General features: G+C 52.6%; 19 protein-coding genes. 9 read left to right on the top strand and 10 right to left on the bottom strand.

Going from position 1 to position 22,527, the window contains the following annotated elements:
* Window positions 1–19: 19 nt before the first annotated feature.
* Window positions 20–472, bottom strand: coding sequence for a macrodomain Ter protein MatP (matP, locus tag KQJ19_RS04185; RefSeq protein ID WP_016152480.1), 453 nt, complete (start codon window positions 470–472; stop codon window positions 20–22).
* 185 nt (window positions 473–657) lie between these two features.
* Between matP and KQJ19_RS04180 the strand changes: the two genes are divergently transcribed.
* Both KQJ19_RS04180 and fabA read left to right on the top strand, forming a co-directional pair.
* Complete coding sequence (locus tag KQJ19_RS04180; RefSeq protein WP_216403367.1) at window positions 658–2,418, top strand: Lon protease family protein; 1,761 nt, start codon at window positions 658–660, stop codon at window positions 2,416–2,418.
* Between the two features lie 68 nt (window positions 2,419–2,486).
* Window positions 2,487–3,005, top strand: a complete 519-nt coding sequence (gene fabA, locus KQJ19_RS04175) for a bifunctional 3-hydroxydecanoyl-ACP dehydratase/trans-2-decenoyl-ACP isomerase (RefSeq protein ID WP_003035875.1) — start codon at window positions 2,487–2,489, stop codon at window positions 3,003–3,005.
* Window positions 3,006–3,112: 107 nt separating this feature from the next.
* Here the strand turns inward: fabA and rmf are convergent, their stop codons facing one another.
* The 6 genes from rmf to rlmKL form a co-directional block, all read right to left on the bottom strand.
* Window positions 3,113–3,280, bottom strand: coding sequence for a ribosome modulation factor (gene rmf / locus KQJ19_RS04170; protein ID WP_003035871.1), 168 nt, complete (start codon window positions 3,278–3,280; stop codon window positions 3,113–3,115).
* 258 nt (window positions 3,281–3,538) lie between these two features.
* A complete protein-coding gene (pqiC, locus tag KQJ19_RS04165; RefSeq protein WP_016152478.1) occupies window positions 3,539–4,102 on the bottom strand; it encodes a membrane integrity-associated transporter subunit PqiC in 564 nt (187 codons plus the stop codon).
* The gene (gene pqiB / locus KQJ19_RS04160) at window positions 4,099–5,739 is read right to left on the bottom strand and encodes an intermembrane transport protein PqiB (protein WP_003836843.1); all 1,641 of its coding nucleotides are present in this window, start codon (window positions 5,737–5,739) and stop codon (window positions 4,099–4,101) included. Before pqiB ends, pqiC begins: the two co-directional genes overlap by 4 nt.
* Window positions 5,740–5,743: 4 nt before the next feature.
* Entirely contained in the window at window positions 5,744–6,991 is a 1,248-nt protein-coding gene (gene pqiA, locus KQJ19_RS04155) for a membrane integrity-associated transporter subunit PqiA (protein WP_047501146.1), read from the bottom strand.
* A 15-nt stretch (window positions 6,992–7,006) separates the two neighbouring features.
* The gene (locus KQJ19_RS04150; RefSeq protein ID WP_016152476.1) at window positions 7,007–8,914 is read right to left on the bottom strand and encodes an ABC transporter ATP-binding protein; all 1,908 of its coding nucleotides are present in this window, start codon (window positions 8,912–8,914) and stop codon (window positions 7,007–7,009) included.
* Between the two features lie 12 nt (window positions 8,915–8,926).
* The gene (gene rlmKL / locus KQJ19_RS04145; RefSeq protein WP_016152475.1) at window positions 8,927–11,035 is read right to left on the bottom strand and encodes a bifunctional 23S rRNA (guanine(2069)-N(7))-methyltransferase RlmK/23S rRNA (guanine(2445)-N(2))-methyltransferase RlmL; all 2,109 of its coding nucleotides are present in this window, start codon (window positions 11,033–11,035) and stop codon (window positions 8,927–8,929) included.
* 98 nt (window positions 11,036–11,133) lie between these two features.
* On the opposite strand from rlmKL, the gene KQJ19_RS04140 reads away from it, so the two are divergent.
* Window positions 11,134–12,240, top strand: a complete 1,107-nt coding sequence (locus KQJ19_RS04140) for a YcbX family protein (RefSeq protein WP_216403366.1) — start codon at window positions 11,134–11,136, stop codon at window positions 12,238–12,240.
* On the opposite strand, the gene zapC is transcribed toward KQJ19_RS04140, so the two are convergent.
* On the bottom strand, window positions 12,237–12,779 hold the full coding sequence (zapC, locus tag KQJ19_RS04135; RefSeq protein WP_016152473.1) for a cell division protein ZapC: 543 nt from the start codon (window positions 12,777–12,779) through the stop codon (window positions 12,237–12,239). The genes KQJ19_RS04140 and zapC overlap by 4 nt on opposite strands.
* A 165-nt stretch (window positions 12,780–12,944) precedes the next feature.
* Entirely contained in the window at window positions 12,945–13,955 is a 1,011-nt protein-coding gene (gene pyrD, locus KQJ19_RS04130) for a quinone-dependent dihydroorotate dehydrogenase (protein ID WP_047501150.1), read from the bottom strand.
* 242 nt (window positions 13,956–14,197) lie between these two features.
* Between pyrD and ssuE the strand changes: the two genes are divergently transcribed.
* Genes ssuE through ssuB form a run of 5 tightly spaced genes read left to right on the top strand, consistent with a single transcriptional unit; the run spans window position 14,198 to window position 18,449 of the window.
* Window positions 14,198–14,773 (top strand): NADPH-dependent FMN reductase, encoded by a 576-nt coding sequence (ssuE, locus tag KQJ19_RS04125; protein WP_016152471.1) that lies wholly within the window; start codon window positions 14,198–14,200, stop codon window positions 14,771–14,773.
* The gene (locus tag KQJ19_RS04120; protein WP_103766101.1) at window positions 14,766–15,740 is read left to right on the top strand and encodes a sulfonate ABC transporter substrate-binding protein; all 975 of its coding nucleotides are present in this window, start codon (window positions 14,766–14,768) and stop codon (window positions 15,738–15,740) included. The genes ssuE and KQJ19_RS04120 overlap by 8 nt, the downstream gene beginning before the upstream one ends.
* Entirely contained in the window at window positions 15,737–16,882 is a 1,146-nt protein-coding gene (ssuD, locus tag KQJ19_RS04115) for an FMNH2-dependent alkanesulfonate monooxygenase (RefSeq protein WP_216403365.1), read from the top strand. Before KQJ19_RS04120 ends, ssuD begins: the two co-directional genes overlap by 4 nt.
* An 11-nt stretch (window positions 16,883–16,893) precedes the next feature.
* On the top strand, window positions 16,894–17,685 hold the full coding sequence (ssuC, locus tag KQJ19_RS04110) for an aliphatic sulfonate ABC transporter permease SsuC (RefSeq protein WP_216403364.1): 792 nt from the start codon (window positions 16,894–16,896) through the stop codon (window positions 17,683–17,685).
* Window positions 17,682–18,449, top strand: a complete 768-nt coding sequence (gene ssuB / locus KQJ19_RS04105; RefSeq protein ID WP_216403363.1) for an aliphatic sulfonates ABC transporter ATP-binding protein — start codon at window positions 17,682–17,684, stop codon at window positions 18,447–18,449. The genes ssuC and ssuB overlap by 4 nt, the downstream gene beginning before the upstream one ends.
* A 103-nt stretch (window positions 18,450–18,552) precedes the next feature.
* Here ssuB and pepN read toward each other — a convergent pair whose 3' ends face one another.
* Entirely contained in the window at window positions 18,553–21,165 is a 2,613-nt protein-coding gene (pepN, locus tag KQJ19_RS04100) for an aminopeptidase N (RefSeq protein WP_016152466.1), read from the bottom strand.
* A 265-nt stretch (window positions 21,166–21,430) separates the two neighbouring features.
* Here pepN and pncB point away from each other — a divergent pair.
* A partial coding sequence (gene pncB / locus KQJ19_RS04095) for a nicotinate phosphoribosyltransferase (protein WP_216403362.1) occupies window positions 21,431–22,527 on the top strand: 1,097 nt, incomplete at its 3' end.

Below are 22,527 nucleotides of genomic sequence, written 5' to 3'. Positions count from 1 at the left end.
ACATTTAGCCACTCTGTGGTTATTCTTTTCCCAGCAGCGCCTGTAAATCCTGCTTCAAGGTCGACATTTTATTCGCGTACTTCTCTTTATGCTCTGCGTCTTCAATCAGTTGCACAATGGTTTCAGAAAGCGTTTTGCCGCGCCGCTGCGCAAGCCCCGCTAAGCGCTGCCAGACCATAAATTCCAGATCGATAGATTTCTTTCGCGTATGCTGATGCTCCGCGTTAAAGTGCCGCTTACGCCTCGCTCGTATGGTTTGTTTCATACGATTTAGCAGCGCAGAGTTCATGTGTTCTTCAATCCAGGTATTGACCCGAACCGGTTCATTTTCGAGGGTTAGCAACAAATCAACGGCTTCTTCGGCAGCGCTGGCCTCTACGTAACGGGTGATTAACTCCCCCTCACGATGCTTCTTCACCAGATACTTCCATTTCCAGCCGCTTTCAAGGTTTTCAAGTTGTTGATATTTCATTGCGATCTCAATGTTACCGTGTAACTCTTATCAGAATATCAGCTTTTTCGGCATCTGAAGAAAAGAATATCCAGCCTGTGAACTGTCGCGCGTCATCGCATTCGTTTCACAGCGCTTTCCACGTGTGCAGTGATGATGGTTACGGTATAATCTCGTTTTTTACAACAGACTAAAAAACATCAACTTTGACCATTACGAAACTTGCATGGCGTGATCTGGTTCCTGACACCGATAGTTATCAGGAAGTATTTGCACAGCCGCACGTCACTGACGACACCGATACCTTACTTAGTGATACTCAGCCACGTTTACAATTTGCGCTGGAGCAGCTTCTTCAGCACTGGACGACGTCTTCGTTCATGCTGGTAAAAGCGCCGGAAGAGCTTGAGTACATCAACCTTATTGCAGAGGCCGCGCGGCCTCTGCACTCTGATGCCGGAAGTCTCACCGGAGGTCATTATGATATCTCCGGTCACACTATCCGCTATCGTACAGCTGAGAGAGCAGAAGACAATTTTGCGACATTAACCCAGGTAGTCTGCGCTGACTGGGTTGAAGCCGAACAACTGTTTGGCTGTCTGCGTCAGTTCAATGGCGAAATTACCCTACAACCAGGCCTTGTGCATCAGGCCAACGGTGGTGTGCTGGTTATTTCGTTGCGCACGCTACTGGCCCAACCGCTGCTGTGGATGCGCCTGAAAGCCATTGTCAGCCACGAGCGTTTTGACTGGGTAGCTTTTGATGAGTCTCGCCCGCTGCCCGTCTCCGTTCCACCTATGCCGCTTAAACTCAAAGTGGTATTAGTCGGTGAACGTGAATCACTGGCAGACTTCCAGGACATGGAGCCGGAGCTGGCTGAGCAGGCTATTTATAGCGAGTTTGAAGATAATCTGCAGATAGTGGATGCCGAAACCATGACGCAGTGGTGTCAGTGGGTAACACATACCGCTACGCGCAACAATTTGCCCTACCCGGCCCCTGATGCATGGCAAGTGCTAATCCGTGAAGCCGTTCGTTATACCGGCGAACAGGATACATTGCCGCTTAACCCGCTGTGGATCACCCGGCAGTTCAAAGAAGTGGCCCCGTTATGCGAGGTCGAAACCTGCAACGCTGAGCAGTTCAGTCTGATGCTAACCCAGCGTGAATGGCGGGAAGGTTTCCTCGCCGAACGAATGCAGGATGAGATCCTGCAGGAACAGATCCTGATCGAGACGGAAGGCGAGCGTATTGGCCAAATTAACGCCCTGTCGGTGATTGAATTTCCTGGCCACCCCCGCGCGTTTGGTGAGCCTTCTCGTATCAGCTGTGTGGTTCATATTGGCGACGGCGAATTTACGGATATTGAGCGCAAAGCCGAGCTTGGCGGAAATATTCATGCGAAGGGTATGATGATTATGCAGGCGTTCCTGATGTCGGAACTCCAGCTTGAGCAGCAAATCCCCTTCTCTGCCTCGCTGACCTTTGAGCAATCCTACAGCGAAGTAGACGGCGACAGCGCGTCCATGGCAGAACTTTGCGCATTGATTAGCGCCCTCGCCGACGTTCCTGTTAATCAAAGCATCGCCATTACCGGTTCTGTCGATCAGTTTGGTCGGGCACAACCTGTTGGTGGTCTGAATGAGAAGATTGAAGGCTTCTTCGCCATCTGTCAGCAGCGTGAGTTGACAGGCTCACAGGGCGTTATCATTCCTTCAGCGAATGTCAGACACCTGAGCCTGCATCCCGCACTGCTACAGGCCGTAGAAGAAGAAAAATTCACTATCTGGGCGGTGGACGACGTGACCGATGCGCTGCCACTGTTATTAAATCTGGTGTGGGATGGTGAAGGCCAGACAACGCTGATGCAAACTATCCAGGAGCGTATTGCTACGGCAACGCAGCAGGAAGGTCGTCACCGTTTTCCCTGGCCGCTACGTTGGCTGAACTGGATTATTCCGAACTGATCGGACTTGTTCAGCGTACACGTGTTAGCTATCCTGCGTGCTTCAATAAAATAAGGCTTACAGAGAACATGGTAGATAAACGCGAATCCTATACAAAAGAAGACCTTCTTGCCTCTGGTCGCGGTGAGCTGTTTGGCGCAAAAGGGCCACAACTGCCTGCACCAAGCATGCTGATGATGGACCGTGTCATCAAGATGACCGAAACCGGCGGCAACTTTGACAAAGGTTATGTTGAAGCTGAACTGGATATCAACCCGGACCTGTGGTTCTTCGGATGCCACTTTATCGGCGATCCGGTGATGCCGGGCTGCCTGGGTCTGGATGCCATGTGGCAGCTGGTTGGATTCTATCTCGGCTGGCTGGGCGGCGAAGGTAAAGGCCGCGCGCTGGGCGTAGGCGAAGTTAAATTCACCGGCCAGGTTCTGCCGACTGCGAAGAAAGTGACTTACCGCATTCACTTCAAACGCATCGTTAATCGTCGCCTGATCATGGGCCTGGCTGATGGTGAAGTGCTGGTTGATGGTCGTCTGATCTATACCGCAAACGATCTGAAAGTGGGTCTGTTCCAGGACACTTCTGCGTTCTAATCAAGGTCAGCGTAGCCGCCAGACATTAACGTTTATTCGTCTTGTCTGGTGGGCAAAAAGGCGAAACCTCCGCTCTGCGGAGGTTTCTTTTATCTAAAGAGACAGAATCAGGCCATTAAAACCCTATCCCCCATGGCTTCTCGCCAGCCTCCCAGCCAGTATGACCTCTGATTCAGCGTCTGATAGGGACACATTTCTTTTGATCGTCCGGCAATGCCGGCCTGATATCCACGTTGATGTGCCCGTTCCAGGCGATCTCGTTTTTGTCTCTTCATGCCTCGTTTCCCTCATCTTTTGGGTCTGGTGGAAAAGAAAACAGTGATTACTAAGTGTGCAATCACACTAAAACGAATACCCCTAAACATCAGGCTCGTCAATGCGCAAAATTCACGCCAGTGTCATATTTGTGAGCTACCCGCAAAATCATTTGTACAAAAATAGTCTGTCAGAACAGCTATCTCCACGGCTAAAAAAATAAAAAAAACCGCCCCGGGCAATGAACCAGGGGCGGCATAATTTACAATTATTTAAGCTTAAGGGATGCGTTTCAGCTCTTGAGCCATTGCCGTCGCTTCCTGGCTCCAGGCGTTGGCCAGAACCTTCACCATCTCATCGTAGCCGTCTTTAGTCTGTACAGCTTCGATGTGGAATGGACGCTTGATCAACTGCCCCTGGTGATTCAGCAGCCATTCACCGCTCACGATGACCTTACCATCGTACCGACCGTGGAAGCCGGTCACGGTAACGTTCAACGTGTCCTGAGTGCTTCCCAGCGGCTGCGAAGCGACAACCCAGCCAGGCAACTGCATACTGAGGTTCGTAACCAGGGTATTGCGCAATTGCTGATCTAAGGGGCTGGCCCAGAGATTATTATTCGCTATCACATATTGCACATCGCTGGTCTGGTAAACCACCCCATTACCCGCCAGATAGTCCGGGACCGCAATCTGTTCAACCCACAGCAGACGGTTACCCTGGTTAGCTGAGCTCTGTACGCCCCCTTGCGCGATAGGAAGCTGGTAATAACTTTTATTTTCTCCGCTGGAGCTACATGACGTCAGCCAGACCGCCATCATCGCCACTAGCCACTTTTTCATTGTTTCGCCCTCTTCGGCTCTGGATCTTTTTTGTCCTTCGCTTCAAATACCAGCGCATTGCTCTTATCGTTCAACGTTTTCAGTACCGGTTGAAGTTCTCGCAGCACCTGATCAAGACGCTGCATATCCGCCACCATCTTGTTGTAGGCGGCGGAACCCGGCTGGAAGCCCTGCATACTACGGTTCAGTTCACGCAGCGTATTCTGCATATCCGCCGGAAGATCCTGCATCGACTGACTGGACGTGATCTTATTCATGTTGTCCAGCGTGGTTTGCAGATGCTTCATCGTGCGCTGGCTTTCCGACAACGTATTGGTCGCCTGCTCAATCATCGGGTTCAACGGCAGATTGTTAATCTTATCCAGCGCTTCCATCAGTCGCTGCTGGATCTGCGCCAGACCACCGCTCACGGTCGGAATAATTTGATAACCATTAAATTCGCGCACACCGGTAATCGGCGGTTCTTTCGGGTAGAAGTCGAGATCGACATACAGAGCGCCAGTCACCAGGTTCCCGGTTTTCAGCGATGCCCGTAAGCCACGTTTAAGCAATTCTGCCAGATGAGCGCCAACATCAGTATCTTCTCCCAGCTGTGCCTTCAGACGTTCTGGTTCGATACGTACCAGCACCGGAATGCGGTAATCATTGTTGAAGACCTGACGCATATTCGGGGAGAAGAAAGGTACTTTACTTACCGTACCCAAACGGATGCCACGGAATTCCAGTGGCGCGCCGGGCTGCAGGCCACGAATTGAATCTTTAAAGAACATCAGGTAATCAATATGATCGGTATACAGTGAATCCTGAATACTTTTTTGGTCGTCATAAAGATTAAACGCAGACTGTTGTGCGACCGGTTCGCCTTGTTCCAGCCCTTCTGGCACATCAAAACTTACGCCACCGCCAAACAGCGTGGAGAGAGATCCCATTTCCACGCGCATACCTGCCGAAGTAAGATCTACGGCGATCCCACTGTCTTTCCAGAAACGCACATTGCTGGTCACCAGACGATCGTTAGGCGCATTGATAAATAGCTGGTAGCTAATCGTACGCTTTTGCGCATCAAATGTGCTGGTTTCAACCGAACCTACACGATAACCACGGAACAGAACCGGGTCGCCCGGGCTCAACTGACCGGCTTTTTTGCTGTCCAGAATCACACGGATCCCTTTCGCATCTGGCGGTGCCAGCGGCGGTGAATCCAGCAGTTGGTAATTTTCCAGCTTGCTGCCTTTATTGCCTGGCTGCAGTTCAATATAAGCCCCGGACAATAGCGTGCCGAGCCCACTGATACCTTCACGCCCAACCTGCGGCTTCACCACCCAAAAGACAGAATCTTTATGCAGCAGCTTTTCCATTCCGGAGTTAAGACGAGCTTTAATTTCCACATGGGTCAAATCATCAGTCAGGGTTGCGCTCTCGACGATGCCGACATCCACGCTGCGGCTCTTAATGGTCGTTTTGCCCCCTTCAATACCTTCGGCATTGGTGGTAATCAGCGTGACTTGTGGCCCCTGATGACTGTAATGATAAAACAGGACCCATGCGCCAATGAGGGCAGTGACTATAGGGAATATCCACACGGGCGACCAGTTTTTTACCTTTTGCACTTTGGCTTCCCCACTTTTAGATTCCATGCTGTCAGGACTCCTCATGATCTGGTTCACGGTCCCACGACAGACGGGGATCAAATGTCATCGCAGAAAACATTGTCATAATGACGACTAAAGCAAACATCAAAGCACCCATTGCAGGATAAATGTTCATTAACCCTCCCATGCGCACCAGCGCAGAGAGTACGGCAATTACAAAAACGTCGATCATTGACCAGCGACCGACAAATTCTACAACCTCATAAATTAAATGCATTCGTTCACTGTCGCGTTTGCCGTGCCCTTTGGCATCCCAACACAGCCAGGCAATGGCGATCATTTTCAACGTCGGCACCATAATACTGGCGATAAAGATAATCGCAGCCACCGGGTAAGAGCCTTCGCTCCAGATTAAAACCACGCCCTCGAGTATCGTCGAAGGCAGCTTTGACCCGAGCAGATCGGTGATCATGATCGGCAGAATATTGGCAGGAAGATAAAGCATGATCGACGTAAACAGTAATGCCAATGTCCATTGCAGACTGTTTTTACGCCGCACATAACCTTTCGTCTGACAGCGTGGGCATACCAGCTCGTCTGCAGGAAGAATAGCGGTGCAGCAGGAACAGGAACGCAACCCTTGTCGGATGCCGGGCACACCAGGCTTTAATTCCTGCTTAATGGCTGGCATAGGGGCAATATCATCCCACAACCAACGGCGATCCACACACTGGAAAGCCCGCAACTGGAGCATACAAAACATGCACCACGGGATGAAGCTGCTGCCCACGCCGATATCGCCGTAGGCCATCAGCTTAACAAAGCTCACCAGCACGCCCGCGAGGAAAATTTCTGCCATTCCCCAGCTTTTTAACTGAAACAAAATACGCGCCAGCCATGTTTTAAGCCGCTCAGGCATATGAACCCGATTCACCAACAGCAAAATGGTCAACAAGCAAAAAGCGGGAACCAACTGAACGAATAAGATAAAGAAGGTACCGAGGCTGGCGTAATCTTCCGAAAAGAGAACGCTGGGGATTTGCAGCAGCGTCACTTCGCTGCTCACCCCCGCAACATTCATATTCACAAAGGGAAAGAGGTTTGACAAAAGCAGCATAAATAATGCTGCTAACACATAGGCGGTAGGACGCTGCCGTGGCGCGTCCCACTCAACCGTTAACGTAGTGCCACATCGTGGACATGCCGCTTTCTGACCATGCTCAAGGCGAGGTAACGCCACCAGCATGTCACACTGCGAGCACAGAATATGCTTCGCGGCATGGTGATGTTCGCACATATGTGCTCCTTTAAATTATGCGCCGTTCTTCAAAGACTCAAGATACTCCCAGCGCTCAAAGGCTTGCTCAAGTTCTTGTTCAGCTTCGTTCAGATTAGCTAATACCTGTTGCGTTTGCTCATGCGGCTGACTGAAAAAAGCGGCGTCAGCTACCTGAGCTTGTAATGCTTCCAGTTTAGCTTCCAGTTCTTCAAGCAGCGCGGGGAGCAGCTCCAGTTCGCGCTGCAGTTTATAGCTTAGTTTGCTCGTGCTGCGTTTGACAATTTCTGCTTTAGGAGCAACGGTTTCCTCTGTTTTTTTCGCAACTGGCTGTTTAAACGCCACATACTGCGATTGCTGGCTGCGGGCATCATGATAACCGCCGACATAACGACCAATTTTACCGCCGCCTTCGAAGATCCAGCATTCGGTTACGGTATTATCCACAAACTGACGGTCGTGGCTCACCAGCAGCACGGTGCCCTGGTAGCTATCAATCAGCTCTTCAAGCAGTTCCAGCGTTTCGACGTCCAGATCGTTCGTTGGTTCATCGAGAATCAAAAGATTACTGGGTTTGAGAAAAAGACGCGCCAGCAGTAGGCGATTGCGTTCCCCACCAGAGAGCGCACGTACTGGCGTCATCGCCCGTTTCGGATGGAACAGGAAATCCTGGAGATAGCCCAGCACATGGCGAGGTTTACCGTTAACCAGCACCTCTTGCTTACCCTCAGCAAGGTTGTCCATCACGGTTTTATCCGGATCCAGTTCGGCGCGGTGCTGATCGAAATACGCCACTTCCAGCTTCGTGCCGACGTGAATGCGTCCGCTGTCAGCCTGAAGCTGACCTAACATCAGCTTCAGCAGCGTTGTTTTACCGCAGCCGTTAGGTCCAATTAGCGCAATCTTGTCGCTACGTTGCACCTGCGCGGAGAAATCTTTTACCAGTTGCTTTCCATCAACCTGGTAATCAACATTCTCCATTTCGAAGACAATCTTGCCAGAGCGGCTCGCCTCTTCGACCTGCATCTTCGCCGTGCCCATCACTTCGCGACGTTCGCCACGCTCGCGACGCATGGCTTTCAGCGCCCGCACGCGGCCTTCATTACGGGTACGACGCGCTTTGATGCCCTGACGGATCCAGACTTCTTCCTGAGCCAGCTTGCGATCAAATTCCGCGTTTTGGAGATCTTCCACCCGCAGCGCTTCTTCTTTATCCAGCAGATACTGATCGTAGTTCCCCGGATAGGTCACCAGCTTGCCGCGGTCGAGATCGACAATACGCGTCGCCATATTGCGAATAAATGAACGGTCGTGGGAAATGAAAATAATTGTCCCATTGAAGGATTTCAGGAACCCTTCCAGCCAGTCGATAGTTTCAATATCCAGGTGGTTAGTTGGTTCATCCAGCAGCAGTACGCGCGGGTTGCTCACTAACGCGCGGCCCAGCGCCGCCTTACGCAGCCAGCCGCCCGAAAGCGAAGAAAGCGCGGCGTTAGGATCCAGTCCCAGTTGTGCCAGCACTTCATTAATGCGGCTTTCGAGCTGCCACAGATTATGGTGATCGAGCATTTCCTGAACCCGCGCCATTTCATTCAGGTTTCTGTCGCTGGGATCGGTCATCACCAGGCGCGAAATATCGTGATAACGCTTCAGATATTCAGCCTGTTCCTCAATACCTTCGGCAACGAAGTCATAGACGCTGCCCTCAACATTACGCGGCGGATCCTGCTGCAGACGCGCCACAACCAGGTCCTGCTCATAAATAATACGCCCGTCGTCAAGACCCTGTTCACGGTTGAGGATCTTCATCAGCGTCGACTTACCTGCGCCATTACGGCCAACCAGACAGACGCGTTCGTTATCTTCGATATGCAGTTCTGCATTATCAAGAAGCGGCGCATCGCTGAACGACAGCCATGCACCATGCATACTGATCAATGACATTTATTTATCCTTTCAGGCTGCGGTAATCAGCCAGCAATTGTGGATCTGACGGTTACGGGCAAAATCCTGGGAAAGCGTTTTTTGGGTGATTTCTTGTGCTTTTAATCCCAGTTCAGCCAGACCGTCGAGATCCATACGGAACCCACGCTTGTTGTTGGAGAACATGATCGTGCCGTCTTTACGCAGCAGACGTTTCAGATCTTTCATCAGCGCCAGATGATCGCGCTGTACATCAAACGAGTCTTCCATACGTTTTGAGTTAGAGAACGTCGGCGGATCGATGAAAATCAGATCAAACTGTTCATTGGCATCGCGCAGCCAGCCCAGGCAATCGGCCTGAATTAAACGGTGAGCGCGACCACTCAGGCCGTTCAGGCGCAGGTTACGCTCAGCCCACTCCAGGTAGGTACGCGACATATCAACCGTCGTGGTGCTACGTGCACCGCCCAGCCCGGCATGAACGCTGGCACTGCCGGTGTAGGAAAACAGGTTAAGGAAATCCTTACCTTTACTCATCTGGCCCAGCATGCGGCGCGCAATACGGTGATCGAGGAACAAACCGGTATCAAGATAGTCTGTCAGGTTGACCCACAGGCGGGCGTTGTACTCACTTACCTCAATGAATTCACCCTTCTCATTCATCTTCTGATACTGGTTCTTCCCTTTCTGCCGCTCACGGGTTTTCAGCACCAGTTTATTTGGCGCGATTTCCAGGACAGACAACGTTGCGGCAATGATATCGAACAGGCGTTGACGTGCTTTTTGCGCATCGACCGTCTTCGGCGGAGCGTATTCCTGAACCACGACCCACTCACCGTAACGGTCCACTGCAACGTTGTATTCCGGCAGGTCAGCATCATACAGGCGATAGCATTCAATTCCTTCCTGACGCGCCCATTTTTCCAGCTTCTTGATATTCTTGCGCAGGCGGTTGGCATAATCTTCAGCGACCGTGGCTGGCTTGCTGTCCGCAGTGGTCTCTGCAACGTGATAGTTTTTCTGTACGCAATCCAGCGGACCGTTTTTCGCTTTGAACTGCTTGTCAGCACGTAATTGCAGGCTGCTGAGCAAATCCGGAGAGGCGCTGAACAGCGACAAGTTCCAGCCGCCAAACTGGTTTTTCATCGTACGGCCCAGCAAGCTATGCAGGGCAATCAGCGCCGGTTCGCTATCCAGACGTTCGCCGTAGGGTGGGTTACTGATCACCGTACCATACGGTCCCTTCGGCAGTGGATTGCTCAGTTTGGCGACATCTTTAACGTCAAATGTCATCAGATCGGCAATACCTGCGCGGCGGGCGTTACTACGCGCTTTTTCAATCACGCGCGCATCGCTGTCGGAGCCATAGAAGTGCGAAGTATAGTCAGCTAGTCCCTTACGCGCACGCACCTGAGCTTCGGCTTTAACCTCTTGCCAGACGGCTTCATCGTGCTGTGCCCAACCGCTAAAGCCCCAGTACCCGCGGTGCAGGCCCGGCGCGCGATCGGTTGCCCACATCGCCGCTTCAATCAGCAGCGTGCCGGAGCCGCACATCGGATCGAGTAACGGTGTGCCCGGCTGCCAGCCAGAACGCATAACAATAGCGGCGGCCAGCGTCTCTTTAATCGGCGCCTGGCCCGCGCGATCGCGATAACCGCGCTGATGCAAACCGTCTCCGCTCAGATCGAGCGCAATGCTGGCGGTATCTTTGTTCAACCAGACGTTGATTCGCAGATCCGGAGATTCACGATCCACATTCGGACGCGGAAGATTTTTGCGGGTAAAGGCATCGACAATCGCATCCTTGACCTTCAGCGCGCCGTACTGGCTGTTACGAATGGTCTCGTTCAGGCCGCTAAAATGGACGGCAAACGTAGCACCAGGATTAAATATCTCTGTCCAGTCGATTGCCTGAACGCCGAGGTACAGATCAAGATCGCTGTAGACCTTGCACTCTCCCATCGGCAGGATAATGCGCGAGGCCAGGCGGCTCCACATCAGGCTCTGGTAAACAAGCCGCGTGTCGCCCTTAAAATGGACCCCACCCTGAACGACCTGACACTCCAGCGCGCCGAGGTTTTCCAGTTCAGTTTTTAACAGCTCTTCCAGCCCGCGGGCCGTACTGGCAAACAGAGAATTCATAATGTCACTTTTACTCCTAGAAAATTGCTGCGCATTATAGCTAATATGGGCTGTATGTCATAAAGTTGAAGGCTTATTTTCGTTCAAGGGGCTGTGCAGTGGTAACGTTGACCCGACTTTTTATTCATCCGGTTAAATCAATGCGTGGAATTGGACTCACGCACGCCCTGGCAGACGTGAGCGGTCTCGCCCTGGATCGTATATTTATGATTACCGAACCCGACGGGACGTTCATTACCGCCCGACAGTTCCCGCAAATGGTCCGCTTTACCCCTTCCCCTTTCCACGATGGACTTCATCTCACGGCTCCAGACGGCAGCAGCGCGCTCGTGCGATTCGCAGACTTCGCTACCCAGGATTCGCCAACAGAGGTGTGGGGAAACCATTTTACCGCGCGTATTGCCCCAGCGGCTATCAACCTGTGGCTGAGCGGCTTTTTCTCCCGTGACGTGCAGTTGCGCTGGGTGGGTCCGCAACTGACACGCCGGGTGAAGCGCCACGCTGATGTTCCTTTGTCCTTCGCCGATGGTTATCCCTACCTGTTGGCCAACGAAGCATCTCTGCGCGATGTGCAACAGCGCTGTCCAGCAAGCGTCAAAATGGAACAGTTTCGCCCCAACCTGGTGGTTTCGGGGGCTGACGCCTGGGCAGAAGACACGTGGAAAGTGATTCGCATTGGCGACGTCATTTTTGATGTGGCAAAACCCTGTAGCCGCTGCATTTTCACTACCGTTAGTCCAGAAAAAGGCCAGAAACATCCGTCTGGCGAGCCGCTCGCCACGCTGCAAACCTTCCGGACAGCGGTGGATAACGGCGACGTCGATTTCGGCCAGAATCTTATCGCACGCAACAGTGGCGTTATTCGCGTCGGCGATGAGGTAGAAATTTTGGCAACCGGTCCCGCCAGAGCTTACGGTGCGGCGGAGCCAGACGATACCGCACTGGAACAACAGCCCGATGCCACGGTACTTATTGACTGGCAGGGCCAGACCTTTCGCGGAAATAATCAGCAGGTATTGCTTGAACAACTGGAAAACCAGGGTATCCGGGTGCCCTATTCATGCCGGGCAGGAATTTGCGGATGCTGTCGAATTCGACTGTTGGAAGGCGAAGTTAGTCCGCTGAAAAAATCAGCGATTGGGGATGACGGGACGATTCTGTGCTGCAGTTGCGTTCCCAAAACGACAATCAGGCTGGAGAGTTAAACCGCCTGTTCAAGGCTGAAACTGTCGGCAATAACCTGCGGTTTCAGTCGGTCATTCATTATTTTAATCGCGTCGCCAAGCTGCATTGTGCGCCCGGCAATAACCACACCAGGTTGTGCAAGCAGACAAAGCGCGGCATTTTCACCCGGTTCAACCACTAACAGGTTTACCTGTTCATCCGTATCGCTTAAATCCACACAAGCAGCATCCCCCACGACTGGCGACCAGTTAATACCGTGTGCGACAAAGTGCCAGCTTTTTGGCATTTGCGGTTTAAGGTAACGAATCGCCACCAGCGCATTAAGCACCAGTTCCGCCTTTTGCTCTTTGGCTAAATCCAGGTAGCGACATTTTTCTTCAAAGGAAAAATAAAGCGCGGCGTCATCAACACAAAAACCCGACGGAGAAAATGCATCCGGAGTGAGCATTTTACGAGCAAAACGCGAACGGAATAACATGCCATTGGCTAAATCGAGCATCATACGATCGTGCTCTTCATCATAATACCAGCGCCAGTTATCGTCGGGTTTAATTCGCATCAGTTTCTCTCCTTTCCTTAATCATCACCATTACGACTGTATCCTTTTGCCGCTTCGTTTATTGCCTTAATAATAAAAGCTCAGAATGTTTAAATAAGCAACAGTAAAGGAATATAAAACAACCAGGGCCAGAAATAAAGCCCTGGATTGTGATTAAGGTAGCATTCAGATATTGGTGACGATTTCTTTAATCAACGGTGGGCCTTTAAAAATAAAGCCCGAATAAATCTGTACCAGAGAAGCACCGGCAGCTATTTTCTCACGCGCGGCGATTACTGAGTCGATACCACCAACCCCAATAATCGGCAGCTGACCTTTTAATTCCTGAGACAACTGGCGAATAATTTCTGTACTTTTTAATTGTAACGGTCGACCGCTCAGGCCACCCATTTGATCGCAATTTTTCATTCCCTGAACGAGAGAACGATCGAGAGTGGTGTTAGTCGCAATTACGCCATCAATATTATGACGAACTAAACTGTCAGCAACCTGGATCAGTTCTTCCACAGAAAGATCCGGTGCGATCTTAACCGCCACTGGAACATATTTATGATGGATCTCTTGCAGATCATTTTGCTTATTTTTAATTGCCGTCAGAAGATCATCCAGCGCCTCACCATATTGCAGCGTACGTAATCCCGGCGTATTCGGTGAAGAGATATTAATCGCGATATAACCAGCATAAGCATAGACTTTTTCCATACAAATCAGATAGTCATCTTTGCCGTTCTCTACCGGAGTATCTTTATTCTTACCAATATTAATCCCCAGAATACCGTCAAAATGCGATTTTTTAACGTTCTCAACCAGGTTATCAACCCCCAGGTTATTAAACCCCATGCGGTTGATCAAACCTTCTGCATCGACCAGACGAAACAGACGTGGTTTATCATTACCCGGCTGAGGACGCGGCGTCACGGTACCAATCTCAATGGAACCAAATCCCATCGCGCCGAGCGCATCAATGCACTCCCCGTCTTTATCCAGTCCGGCAGCAAGCCCGAGTGGATTTTTAAACGTCAGCCCCATACAGGTAACCGGTTTTGCGGGTACTTTCTGGCGGACAAGCGCTTCGAGCGGCGTGCCGGTAATGCGACGTAATTGCTGGAATGTCAATTCATGAGCGCGCTCTGGATCGAGCTGGAAAAGGGCTTTACGAACGAAGGGGTAGTACATGAACTCTCCTGGATTCCCGGTGTGCAAACCGGGGGCGTATTATGTGCGATCGCGAGCAAAAAGGGAATTGACCTGCGGCAATAAATAGCAATCGTTTTCCTGCTTCCTCCTTTTTATTCATTTTTCAACTTTTCTATCCCGTATAAATCATTTCGATAAACAAAGTCTCTCTGCCAGACTGCACAAATTGTTATCAATGTTAATCAAAAGCAAACAATTGGTTATAAGGGGAGAATAACATTATGCGCGTCATCACTCTGGCGGGAAGCCCACGCTTTCCCTCTCGCTCCAGCGCGTTGCTGGAATATGCCCGAGAAAAATTGAACGGCCAGGATGTCGAAGTCTTTCACTGGAACCTGCACAACTTTGCCCCGGAAGACCTGATCTATGCCCGTTTTGACAGTCCGGCGCTGAAGACATTTATCGAACAACTACAGGATGCTGACGGGCTGATTGTCGCAACGCCGGTCTACAAAGCAGCTTACTCTGGCGCACTGAAAACGCTGCTCGATCTGCTCCCCGAGCGGGCGCTGGAAGGAAAAGTGGTTTTGCCGCTGGCGACCGGCGGCAGCGTGGCGCATTTACTGGCCGTCGATTACGCGCTGAAACCGGTGCTGAGCGCGCTAAAGGCTCAGGAGATCCTGCACGGCGTGTTTGCCGATGATTCACAGGTCATCGACTATCAGCATAAACCGCAGTTTACGCCCAACCTGCAGCAGCGCCTGGACAGTGCGCTCGACACTTTCTGGCTGGCGTTGCATCGTCGCGATCTCCAACTCCCGCAACTGAACGCCCTGCGAGGTGCCGCCCATGCTTAATCTGCTCAAGCGTCATACCTCATGGCTGGCATTAACCGGGCTGCTGTCACTGTCATCCTTGGTGCATGCCGCAGAATCGGCTCCGGATGCCCTGCGCATTGGGTATCAGAAAGGAAGCGTCAGCATGGTGCTGGCAAAAAGTCATCAGCTACTGGAGAAACGCTACCCACAGACCAAAATCTCGTGGATTGAGTTCCCGGCTGGACCGCAAATGCTGGAAGCACTCAATATCGGCAGTATCGATCTCGGCAGTACCGGTGACATTCCGCCAATTTTCGCCCAGGCCGCCGGAGCCGATCTGGTTTATGTGGGCGTCGAACCGCCCAAACCGAAAGCCGAAGTGATTCTGGTGCCGAAAAATAGCCCGATCCAGAGCGTTGCGCAGCTCAAAGGGCATAAAGTCGCCTTCCAGAAAGGTTCCAGCGCCCACAATTTACTGCTCCGGGCGCTGCAACAGGCAGGGTTGAAATTTACCGATATTCAACCGACTTATCTGACCCCCGCCGATGCGCGAGCGGCCTTCCAGCAAGGAAACGTCGATGCGTGGGCTATCTGGGATCCCTACTATTCGGCCGCATTACTGCAAGGTGATGTGCGCGTGCTGAAAGACGGCTCAGACCTCAAGCAGACCGGTTCGTTTTATCTCGCTGCACGTCCTTATGCCGAAAAAAATAGCGCTTTTGTTCTTGGCGTACTGGATACCTTTAGCCAGGCGGATGCGTTAACTCTCAGCCAACGCCAGCAAAGTATTACTCTGCTGGCTAAAACCATGGGTCTGCCCGAGCCGGTAATTGCGTCTTATCTGGATCACCGTCCGCCAACCACCATTACGCCCGTCAGCGCCTCGGTTGCCGCCCTACAACAACAAACCGCGGATCTGTTTTATGACAACCGTCTGGTGCCGAAAAAAATCGATATTCGCCAGCGTATCTGGCAACCCACTCAGCAGGCAGGAGAAAAATTATGAGTCTGAACATGTTCTGGTTTTTACCCACCCACGGTGACGGTCATTATCTGGGGACGGAAGAAGGTTCGCGCCCGGTCGATCACGGTTATTTGCAACAAATTGCGCAAACAGCCGATCGTCTGGGATTTACTGGCGTTCTGATCCCAACCGGTCGCTCCTGTGAAGATGCCTGGCTGATCGCAGCGTCGATGATCCCGGTCACCCAGCGATTAAAGTTTCTGGTCGCGCTTCGTCCAAGCGTAACCTCGCCGACGGTCGCCGCCCGCCAGGCTGCGACGCTCGACAGACTCTCTAACGGCCGGGCGTTATTCAACCTGGTAACCGGCAGCGATCCACAAGAGCTAGCGGGTGACGGCGTGTTCCTTGATCACACCGAGCGCTATGAAGCCTCTGCTGAATTCACTCAGGTCTGGCGGCGTTTGCTGCAAGGTGAAACCGTGGATTTCAACGGCAAACACATTCATGTCCGCGGCGCGAAACTGTTTTTCCCTCCTGTACAACAACCCCGGCCACCGCTTTATTTCGGCGGTTCGTCTGATGTTGCACAAGATCTTGCTGCCGAGCAGGTTGATCTCTATCTGACCTGGGGCGAGCCACCTGAACAGGTGAAAGAGAAGATTGAACAGGTGCGGGCCAAAGCGGCGGCGCTCGGGCGCAAGATCCGCTTTGGTATTCGTCTGCATGTGATCGTCCGGGAGACAACACAAGAGGCGTGGCAGGCAGCGGATCGTCTGATAGCCCATCTGGATGACGACACCATTACCAAAGCCCAGGCCGCCTTCTCAAGAACGGATTCGGTTGGTCAGCAGCGAATGGCTGCGCTGCACAACGGTAAACGCGACAAACTGGAAATCAGCCCGAACTTGTGGGCAGGAGTAGGACTGGTGCGCGGTGGCGCGGGTACCGCGCTGGTCGGAGATGGTCCAACGGTCGCGGCGCGTATCAACGAGTATGCCGCACTGGGAATCGACAGTTTTGTGTTGTCCGGGTATCCACATCTGGAAGAGGCATACAAGGTTGGCGAGCTGCTGTTCCCACATCTGGATGTCGCTATACCAGAAATTCCACAGCCGCAGCGCCAGCATCAACAAGGCGAAGCGGTGGCAAACGAATTTATCCCACGCAAAATCGCGCAAAGCTAAGGAGCCTGCTGATGGCAACGCCGAAAAACAGGTGGTTACTGCGCCTCGCGCCCTGGTTTTTACCGGTTGGGTTGGTCGCGCTCTGGCAGCTCGCATCATCAATGGGCTGGTTGTCCACCCGCATCCTGCCCTCTCCGGAGGGCGTTGTCGAAGCCTTCTGGACGCTTTCCGCCAGCGGCGAGCTTTGGCAGCATCTGGCGATCAGCTCCTGGCGCGCGCTGGTAGGCTTCTCCATCGGCGGATCGATTGGCCTGACGCTGGGACTGATTAGCGGTCTTTCGCGGTGGGGAGAACGCCTGCTGGATACTTCGGTGCAGATGCTGCGTAACGTGCCGCATCTGGCGCTGATCCCACTGGTGATTTTGTGGTTCGGCATTGATGAATCCGCCAAGATCTTTCTCGTCGCGCTGGGCACGCTTTTTCCGATTTACATCAACACCTGGCATGGGATCCGCAATATCGATCGCGGTCTGGTAGAGATGGCTCGCAGCTATGGGTTGTCTGGTTTTTCACTATTTATTCATGTGATCCTCCCCGGCGCCCTGCCCTCGATTATGGTTGGCGTGCGTTTTGCTCTCGGGCTGATGTGGTTGACGCTTATTGTCGCGGAAACCATTTCAGCCAATGCCGGCATTGGTTACCTGGCAATGAACGCCCGCGAATTTCTGCAAACCGATGTGGTCGTGGTGGCCATTATTCTCTACGCCCTGCTCGGCAAACTTGCCGACGTCAGCGCCCAATGGCTGGAGCGGATCTGGCTGCGCTGGAAGCCGGCTTACCATGTGAAGGAGGCTACCGTATGAATACCGCTCGTTTGAACCAAGGCACGCCGCTTTTACTGAGTGCCGTGACGAAACAATACGCCGCCAATACGGTGCTCAATCAGTTAGATTTGCACATTCAGGCCGGACAGTTTGTTGCCGTGGTTGGCCGCAGCGGAGGAGGTAAAAGCACTCTGCTGCGTCTGCTGGCTGGGCTGGAGTCTCCTACCTCAGGTGCATTACTTGCCGGAACCACCCCGCTGGCAGAAATTCAGGAGGATACGCGAATGATGTTTCAGGATGCGCGTCTGCTACCCTGGAAGACGGTTATCGATAATGTGGGTCTGGGTCTGAAAGGTCACTGGCGCGATGCGGCCCGGGACGCGCTGGCCGCAGTTGGGCTGGAGAATCGTGCTCAGGAATGGCCTGCCGCCCTGTCCGGTGGACAAAAACAGCGCGTGGCCCTGGCGCGGGCATTAATTCATCGTCCCGGTCTGCTGCTGCTGGATGAACCCCTCGGTGCGCTGGATGCCTTAACCCGCCTTGAAATGCAGGAGCTGATTGTCTCTTTATGGCAAGAGCACGGCTTTACCGTACTGCTGGTCACCCATGACGTCAGTGAAGCGGTGGCAATGGCCGATCGCGTGTTGCTTATTGAAGATGGAAAAATCGGACTGGATTTAACAGTGGATATTGCGCGACCACGCCGGATTGGTTCGGTGCGTCTGGCAGAGCTGGAAACAGAAGTGTTGAACCGGGTAATGCAGCGTAGCGAAACGGAACAGCCGATCCGCCGGCATGGATAAGCATTTAGAAAAATCAGGCCCAGTAAGCGCAAGCGCCACCGGGCCTTTTGCTGGATGGCGGCGTTACCGCCTAATCCGGCTTACAAAACGACAGGTCAACGTTTCAGGCTAACGCTTTGGTTACCTTCTCGAACAGATCGCCGGAGAGATTCTCCAGACCTTTCAGCTGTTCCAGCGCCGCGCGCATCTGCGTCTGACGTTTTGCATCATACCGTTTTAAGCGAATCAGCGGCTCAATCAGACGTGACGCCACCTGCGGGTTACGGCTATTGAGTTCAGTCAGCATGTCGACCAGGAACTGATAGCCGCTGCCATCTTCCGCATGGAATGCCGCCGGGTTGCTGCCCGCAAAGGCGCCAATCAGAGATCGGATTCGGTTCGGGTTACTCATACTGAAGGAACGGTGCTTCAGTAAGCCACGTACCGTTTCCAGCACGTTTCTCGCCGGGCTGGTGGATTGCAGGATAAACCATTTGTCCATCACCAGACCGTCATGATGCCACTTATCGTCATACTCCTGCATTAGCGTGTCGCGGCAAGGCAGTTGCGCCGCGACTGCCGCGGACAGCGCCGCCAGCGCATCGGTCATATTGTTTGCTTCACGGTACTGCTTGCTGACCAGCGTGTCGGCCAGATGGGTTTCGCCAAAGGCCAGGAAACGCAGGCAGGCATTACGTAGCGTACGCTTGCCAATATCGGCATGCTCAACGCGGTACTCATCAAGATGATTAGCGTTATAGATGGCGAGGAATTCATCCGCCAGTTCGGCCGCCAGCGTGCGAGTTAACGCTTCACGTACTTCCGTTATCGCCACCGGATCGATGATGTCGAACAGTTCAGCAATTTCATTCACCGAAGGCAGCGTCAGAATCTCTGCCGCCAGTGCCGGATCGATTTTCTCATCCAGCAAAATCGCCCGGAATGCATCGGCCACGTGTACCGGCAGCGACAGCGGCTGTCCCTGCTGATGGCGGGCTACGTTGAGCTTAATATAGGTCGCCAGCAAGCTTTGCGCCGCGTCCCAACGAGAGAAATCGTTACGCGCATGACGCATCAGGAAGGTCAGTTGCTGATCGCTCCATTTGTATTCCAGTTTTACCGGTGCGGAGAATTCGCACAGCAGTGCCGGAACCGGCTGGAAGTAGACGTTATCGAAGACAAACGTCTGCTCAGCCTGAGTGACATTGAGTACGGAATTCACCGGGTGCCCGCCTTTTTGCAGCGGGATCACTTTCCCTTCGTTGTCATACAACTCGAGGGCGAAAGGAATATGCAGCGGCTGTTTTTCGGCCTGATCCGGCGTGGCCGGCGTGCGCTGGCTGATAGTCAGCGTGTACTGCTCAGTGGATGGATTGTAGTCATCACGCACGGTCAGAATCGGCGTACCGGACTGACTGTACCAGCGGCGGAAATGCGATAGATCGACGTTGGACGCATCTTCCATCGCCTGCACGAAATCATCACAGGTTGCAGCGCTGCCGTCATGACGCTCAAAGTACAACTGCATCCCTTTCTGGAAGTTAGCCTCACCGAGCAGGGTGTGGATCATACGAATAACTTCAGCGCCCTTTTCGTACACGGTCAGGGTATAGAAGTTGTTCATTTCAATGACCATATCCGGACGGATAGGATGCGCCATTGGGCTGGCATCTTCGGCAAACTGCAGGCCGCGCATGGTGCGCACATTGCTGATCCGGTTTACCGCGCGTGAGCCGAGATCGGAACTGAACTCCTGATCGCGGAACACGGTTAGCCCCTCTTTCAGGCTCAACTGGAACCAGTCGCGACAGGTCACGCGGTTGCCGGTCCAGTTGTGGAAATATTCGTGACCGATGACGCGCTCAATATCGAGGTAGTCTTTGTCGGTGGCGGTATCGGTACGTGCCAGCACATATTTGGAGTTAAAGATGTTCAGACCTTTATTCTCCATCGCCCCCATGTTGAAGAAATCGACCGCGACAATCATATAAATGTCGAGGTCATATTCGAGGCCAAAGCGCTCTTCATCCCATTTCATGGAGTTTTTCAGCGAGGTCATCGCCCACGGCGCGCGGTCCAGGTTGCCGCGATCGACGTACAGTTCCAGCGCCACTTCACGCCCGGAACGGGTGGTAAAGGTGTCGCGCAGGACGTCGAAATCACCGGCTACCAGCGCAAACAGATAACACGGTTTCGGGAACGGATCCTGCCACTGTACCCAGTGACGACCATTTTCCAGTTCCCCCTGCGCCACACGGTTACCGTTGGAGAGCAGGAACGGATATTGGGTTTTATCGGCGATAATTTTGGTGGTAAAACGCGCCAGAACATCCGGCCTGTCGAGATACCAGGTAATATGGCGGAACCCTTCCGCTTCACACTGGGTGCACAGCGCGTCGCCGGACTTGTACAGTCCTTCCAGCGCGGTATTGGCCGCCGGGCTAATTTCATTCACGATACGCAGCGTAAAACGTTCCGGCAGTTGACTGATGACCAGAGCGCCCTCTTCTTCTTTATACTCTGCCCACGGCTCGTCGTTCACGTGGATCGACACCAGGGTCAGATCTTCACCATTCAGGCGCAGGGGCGCATCGGACGCGCCATGACGGACAGCCTGGCTCACGGCGGTGACCACGGTTTTTTCAGCATCCAGGTCAAAGGTCAAGTCAATATCAGTAATCTGGTAATCCGGCGCACGATAGTCGTGACGGTATTTGGCTTGTGGCTGTTGTGTCATAAAAAACCTTTAGCATCTTTGGTAGAGTCTCGGCTTCAGTCTATTCCTGTTGCGTAAATCGCGCTACGCAGAATGTTCATCTTTTCAGGCACAAACACCCTTTTTGCTACATTTTTATAACACGCGGCACGAATTGCCCTCGACCAGAAAGACAGCTTATGGTGTGATCGGGGTTCAATAAATCGCTAAACAAGGTATACTCCAGCGGTTTTCTTAGTTGTTTATTGTACTAAACGCTCCCGTGAGAGGATGCTACTGCGCACCTATGACACAATTCGCTTCTCCTGTTCTGCACTCGCTGCTGGATACAGACGCTTATAAGTTGCATATGCAGCAAGCCGTTTTTCACCACTACTATGATGTACAAGTAGCGGCTGAATTTCGTTGCCGTGGCGATGACCTGCTCGGTATTTATGCCGATTCTATTCGTGAGCAGGTGAATGCTATGCAACACCTGCGACTGCAGGAGGACGAGTACCAGTGGCTCTCCGACCTGCCTTTCTTTAAAGCTGATTACCTCACCTGGTTACGTGATTTCCGCTATAACCCGGAACAGGTTTGCGTCACCAATGATAACGGTAAGCTGAACATCCGCTTAACCGGGCCGTGGCGTGAAGTGATCATGTGGGAAGTCCCGCTGCTAGCGGTTATCAGTGAGATGGTACACCGTTACCGTTCGCCCGCATCAGGCGTCCCGCAGGCACTCGATGAGCTGGAAAGCAAACTAGTAGAATTCTCTGCTTTAACGAAAGATGTCGATATGTCCCGCTTCCATCTGATGGATTTCGGTACGCGTCGTCGTTTTTCACGTGAAGTACAGCAGGCTATTGTTAAACGCCTGCAGCGAGAGCCCTGGTTTGTCGGCACCAGTAACTACGATCTGGCCCGCCGCCTGTCATTAACCCCAATGGGCACGCAGGCGCATGAGTGGTTCCAGGCTCATCAGCAAATCAGCCCTGAGCTTGCCACCAGCCAGCGCGTTGCCCTGGCCGCCTGGTTAAATGAATATCCTGACCAACTCGGCATTGCGCTGACCGATTGCATCACCATGGATGCGTTTTTACGTGACTTTGGCGTCGAGTTTGCGACCCGCTATCAGGGTTTACGCCATGACTCAGGCGACCCGGTGGAATGGGGTGAAAAAGCCATCGCCCATTATGAAAAACTGGGCATTGATCCGCTGAGCAAAACGCTGGTGTTTTCAGATAACCTCGATTTGAAAAAAGCGATTGAGCTCTACCGCCACTTCTCTTCTCGTGTGCAGTTGAGTTTTGGTATTGGCACACGTTTAACCTGTGATATTCCCCAGGTTAAGCCGCTCAATATTGTGATCAAGCTGGTGGAATGTAACGGCAAACCTGT

The organism is Citrobacter sp. S46_ASV_140 (assembly GCF_018919545.1).
Taxonomy (GTDB): domain Bacteria; phylum Pseudomonadota; class Gammaproteobacteria; order Enterobacterales; family Enterobacteriaceae; genus Citrobacter; species Citrobacter braakii.
The sequence above is the reverse complement of the archived record's forward strand: the minus strand, read 5'-3'. Positions and strand labels throughout refer to the sequence as shown.